Consider the following 4,254-nt stretch of genomic DNA (forward strand, 5'->3'; position numbering starts at 1 on the left):
GCCGTTGGCCGGCAACGTCCGCTATCCGGGGCGTCTACACCCGCCGTGCGATCACCGTGGCGAACACCGCCAGGCCCAGGGTGATGGCCAGGCACAGGATGTAACCGGTATGCGGGGCGCTTTCCACGAACAGTGCGAACAGCGCGCCGGATACCGCCAGTGCGGTGGTCACCGACAATGCTTCGCTCAACTGCAGGGCCGAGGTGTTCGCACCCTGTTCGTGTGGTGGTGACAGTGACAGCGTCAGCACCGACAGGCTGGCGTAGATCATGCCCATGCCGAAGCCGGTCAGTGTCCAGCCGACCAGGGCGACCGTCAGTGGCACCGCAGTGAACAGCACCGCCAGCGTCGCGCCGATGCCCACGGTCATCAGCGGTGTGCCCACGCGCAGCAGTTGCTGCCGCGACCAGCCGCGCTGCTGGTGACCCTGCAGCCACGAGCCGGTGAACCAGCCCAGCGCGCCCAGGCTCAGCACTGCACCGGCCCAGCTGGGTGACAGCCCACGCTCGCGCTGCAGCAGCAGGGGCAGGTAGGCCTCGCAGGCGARGAACGCGGCAGCGGCCACACCACGCAATGCGATCACACTGGGCAGGCCACGGCGCAGGCGCAGGGTGCCGGCGGGCAACAGGCGATGCACGCAGAACAGCAGCGCCAGCATCGCCACGCTGATGCACAGCAGTGCAGGTACGCCCTGTTGTTGCCCGCCCAGATACAGAAGCAGGGCAGCCAGGGAGGCGCCGCTGGCCCAACGCACGATGTTGCTGCGGCCATCATCGGCAACATCCGTGGCTGCAGCCTGCATGCGCGCCAGCGCCGGTCGCAGCAGCAGGCCGGCCGGTATCGCCAGCAGCGGCACCGCCAGGAACACCCAGCGCCAGCCAAGATGCTGCACGATCACACCGCTCAGCGCGGGGCCGATCATCGACGGCACCACCCAACCGGCAGAGAACGCGGCGAAGACCTTCGGCCGCAGATGCTCGGGATAGGTCCGGCCGACCATCACATACAGCGACACCGAAATGGCGCCTGCGCCCAGGCCCTGCAGCAGGCGTCCGGCCACCAGCATGCCCATGCGCAGGGCGAAGCCCGCCAGCAGCAGGCCGAGCACGAAGCAGGCCAGGCCCCACCATAGCGGGCGTGCGGGGCCGTGGCGGTCGGCCCAGCGGCCGGCCAGGGTCATGCCGATCACGCTGGTGGCCAAGGTGCCGCCGAAGGCCAACGCATACAAGCGCAGGCCGTCCAGGGCCTCGGCCACGGTCGGCATTGCTGCGGCCACCGCCAGTGCCTCGAAGGCATGCAGGGAGACCAGGGCGACCATGCCCAGGGTGGTGGCGCGGTAGCGCGCGGACAGGATGGAGGAGTCGACCGGATCGGCCGTGGCAGCGGGGGAGGGCATCGGGTTCCTGCGGGGGCGGACGGGCCGCGCTTGTCATCTGGCGGCGATGGTAGCAGCATGCCACCTCAACCAAAGTTGAGGTCAATCGATGCTGGCACAGGACATGAGCGTCGGCGATGTCGCCCGCCGCAGCGGCGTGGCGGTCTCTGCGCTGCATTTCTACGAGCGCAAGGGGTTGATCAGCAGCCTGCGCACGTCGGGCAACCAGCGCCGCTACGCCCGCGACGTGCTGCGCCGGCTGGCGGTGATCCGCGTGGCGCAACGGGTAGGTATGCCGCTGGAAGCGGTGGCGCGTGCGTTCGAGAGCCTGCCGCAGGGGCGGGCGCCGACCAAGGCCGACTGGGCCAAGCTGTCGGCACGCTGGCAGGTGGAGCTGGAGGAACGCATCCACATGTTGCAGCTGCTGCGCGACGAGCTGACCGGCTGCATCGGCTGCGGTTGCCTGTCACTGAAGCGCTGCCGCCTGGCCAACCCGGATGACGTGCTCGGTGAGCGCGGCGACGGCCCGATGCGCTGGGGCTGACCGTGCTGGTGGGTGCCGACCTTGGTCGGCACGCTCGTTACCAGACGGTGATGGTTTCGCCGCTCTGGATGCCTTCCACCGCGCGCTGGAAGGCCAGCGCCGCGCGTTGTGCGGTTACCGCTTCAAAGCCGGGGAAGTAGGGGCCGTAGGCTTCCATCGATTCCACCAGCACGTTCGGGCTGACCACGTTGATGCGCAGCCCGCGCGGCAGCAGTTCCAGCGCCGCCGCCCGCACGAAACCTTCCAGTGCATGGTTGACGGCGGTGGCATTGGCGCCATCGCGGATCGGCTGCGCGCTGACGATGCCGCTGGTCAGGGTGATCGAGCCGCCAGCGTTGAGATGGTGCTGCGCGGCCAGTGCAAGGCGTACCTGGCCGAGCAGCTTGTCCTGCAGGCCGACGTTGAACTGTTCGGGTGTCATCTGCTGCAACGGGCCGAAATGCAGCTTGCCGGTGGTGGAGATCACCGCATCGACCGGGCCGGTCTGCGCGAACAGCTCGCGCACGCTGGCGTCGTCGGTGAGGTCCACGCGCAGGCTGCCGCTGCGGCGGCCTGCAGCGAGGATGTCGTGCTGTTGGCCCAGGTGGCGGGCGACCGCCTGGCCGAGGGTGCCGCTGGCGCCGACGAGAAGGATCTTCATGACAGTTCCTTGCGAGAGGGGATGGACGCAGTCTGCGCTGTCACCGGCTGGTTTGGTAAGCGGCGTATGATTCGCATATTCCTAACCATGGGTTTGCAATGGATACCTTGCGCTGCATGCAGGCCTTCGTCGCCGTGGCCGAGCACGGTAGTTTTTCCGCTGCCGCCAGCCACCTGCAGGTCTCGGCGGTGATGGTCGGCAAGTACATCCAGCAGCTGGAAGCGCACTTGGGCACCGCGCTGCTGCAGCGGAACACCCGTCGCCAACGCCTGACCGAAGCCGGCACTGCCTATCTGGCCGGTTGCCGGCAGGTGCTGGAACAGGTGCAGCAGGCCGAGGCGGACGTGGCCGGGCTGCAGGTGCAGCCACGCGGGCTGTTGCGGGTCAGTGCGCCGACCACCTGGGGCAGCTGCGTGCTGGCTCCCGTGTTGAGCGATCTGCTGCGGGCACAGCCGCTGCTGAACCTCGAGCTGGACCTGAGCAATCGCCGCATCGACCTGATCGAGGATGGCTTCGATGCAGCCATCCGCGTCGGTCCGCTGCCGTCGCAGGAACTGGTGGCGCGGCCGCTGCCGCCGTATGCGATGAGTCTGTGTGCATCACCGTCGTACCTGCGCCGCCGTGGTACGCCGCGCACGCCCGCCGATCTTGAAGGACATGATTGCCTGAGCCACCTGGCCTGGCGCGGCGGTCACGGTTGGCAGCTGGCCAATGGCGAACAGGTCGATTGGGAAGCGCGGTTGACCAGCAATGACGGCTACGCGCTCCGCGAAGCAGCCGTGGCGGGCGCGGGCCTGGTGCTGCAGCCGACCGCGCTGCTTGCCGGCGAAATCGCAGCGGGACGATTGAAGCCACTGCTGCGCGACTATCTGCCCGAGCCACGGCCGATGCACCTGATCTACCTGCCCGACCGTCGCCCCCGACCGCGGCTGCAGTGTTTCGTTGATTTCGTCATCGCCAGGCTGGGCACGTAGATCCACGCATGCGTGGATGGCGGTGGGTGCCGACCGTTGGGCGGCACACCTGTTTCAATCATTGGCCGCAGACAGTTCCTGCCCACGCACCTGCGCGGCACGCAGTGCCTTTTCCACCAATGCTTCAAACCCGCCGGCCTGGAAGCTCTCGATCGCCGCCTGGGTGGTGCCGTTGGGGGAGGTCACCCGGCGCCGCAGTTCGGCTGGGCTTTCACCGGCTTCGTCCAGCATGCGCGAGGCACCCAGCAGTGTCTGCACCACCAGCGTGCGCGCCGCTTCTGCAGGCAGGCCTTGTGCGATGCCGGCCGCTTCCATTGCTTCGGCCAGCAGGAACACATAGGCCGGGCCACTGCCGGATACGGCGGTGACCGAATCCATCTGCGCTTCGTCATCGATCCACACCGTGCGTCCCGCGCTGGCCAGCACGCGTTCGGCCTGTGCATGCTGCTGCGCATCCACCGCTGGCGTGGCATACAGGCCGGTGACCCCGGCACCGAGCAGGGCCGGGGTGTTGGGCATCGCGCGCACCACCGGCAGCGTGCCACCCAACCAGCGCTGCAGCTGCGGGCTGGTGATGCCGGCGGCGATCGAGATCACCAACGGCTCCTGTGCCTGCGCCAACACCTGCAGTGACTGGCAGACCTCGCGCAGCACCTGCGGTTTCACCGCCAGCAGCCACGTGCTGCCCTGCGCCGCCGCTGCGGCCGCGTTGTCGTGGGTC

The 4,254-nt window shown here is 68.5% G+C and carries 5 protein-coding genes; 2 read left to right on the plus strand and 3 right to left on the minus strand.

Annotated features, from left to right (window positions below; translation table 11 throughout):
* Positions 1-34: 34 nt before the first annotated feature.
* Positions 35-1,396, minus strand: a complete 1,362-nt coding sequence (locus AB4Y84_RS14755; RefSeq protein WP_442250351.1) for an MFS transporter — start codon at positions 1,394-1,396, stop codon at positions 35-37.
* 88 nt (positions 1,397-1,484) lie between these two features.
* Between AB4Y84_RS14755 and soxR the strand changes: the two genes are divergently transcribed.
* Positions 1,485-1,919 (plus strand): redox-sensitive transcriptional activator SoxR, encoded by a 435-nt coding sequence (gene soxR, locus AB4Y84_RS14760; RefSeq protein ID WP_032951587.1) that lies wholly within the window; start codon positions 1,485-1,487, stop codon positions 1,917-1,919.
* A 37-nt stretch (positions 1,920-1,956) separates the two neighbouring features.
* On the opposite strand, the gene AB4Y84_RS14765 is transcribed toward soxR, so the two are convergent.
* The gene (locus AB4Y84_RS14765) at positions 1,957-2,559 is read right to left on the minus strand and encodes a short chain dehydrogenase (protein WP_165376438.1); all 603 of its coding nucleotides are present in this window, start codon (positions 2,557-2,559) and stop codon (positions 1,957-1,959) included.
* 98 nt (positions 2,560-2,657) lie between these two features.
* On the opposite strand from AB4Y84_RS14765, the gene AB4Y84_RS14770 reads away from it, so the two are divergent.
* Entirely contained in the window at positions 2,658-3,533 is an 876-nt protein-coding gene (locus tag AB4Y84_RS14770) for a LysR family transcriptional regulator (RefSeq protein ID WP_442243888.1), read from the plus strand.
* 54 nt (positions 3,534-3,587) lie between these two features.
* Here the strand turns inward: AB4Y84_RS14770 and proC are convergent.
* Positions 3,588-4,254 (minus strand): pyrroline-5-carboxylate reductase (gene proC / locus AB4Y84_RS14775; protein WP_442250352.1); only part of this gene is annotated, 667 nt, incomplete at its 5' end.

Source organism: Stenotrophomonas sp. 2YAF22, from assembly GCF_052114665.1.
Classification (GTDB): Bacteria; Pseudomonadota; Gammaproteobacteria; order Xanthomonadales; family Xanthomonadaceae; genus Stenotrophomonas; species Stenotrophomonas indicatrix.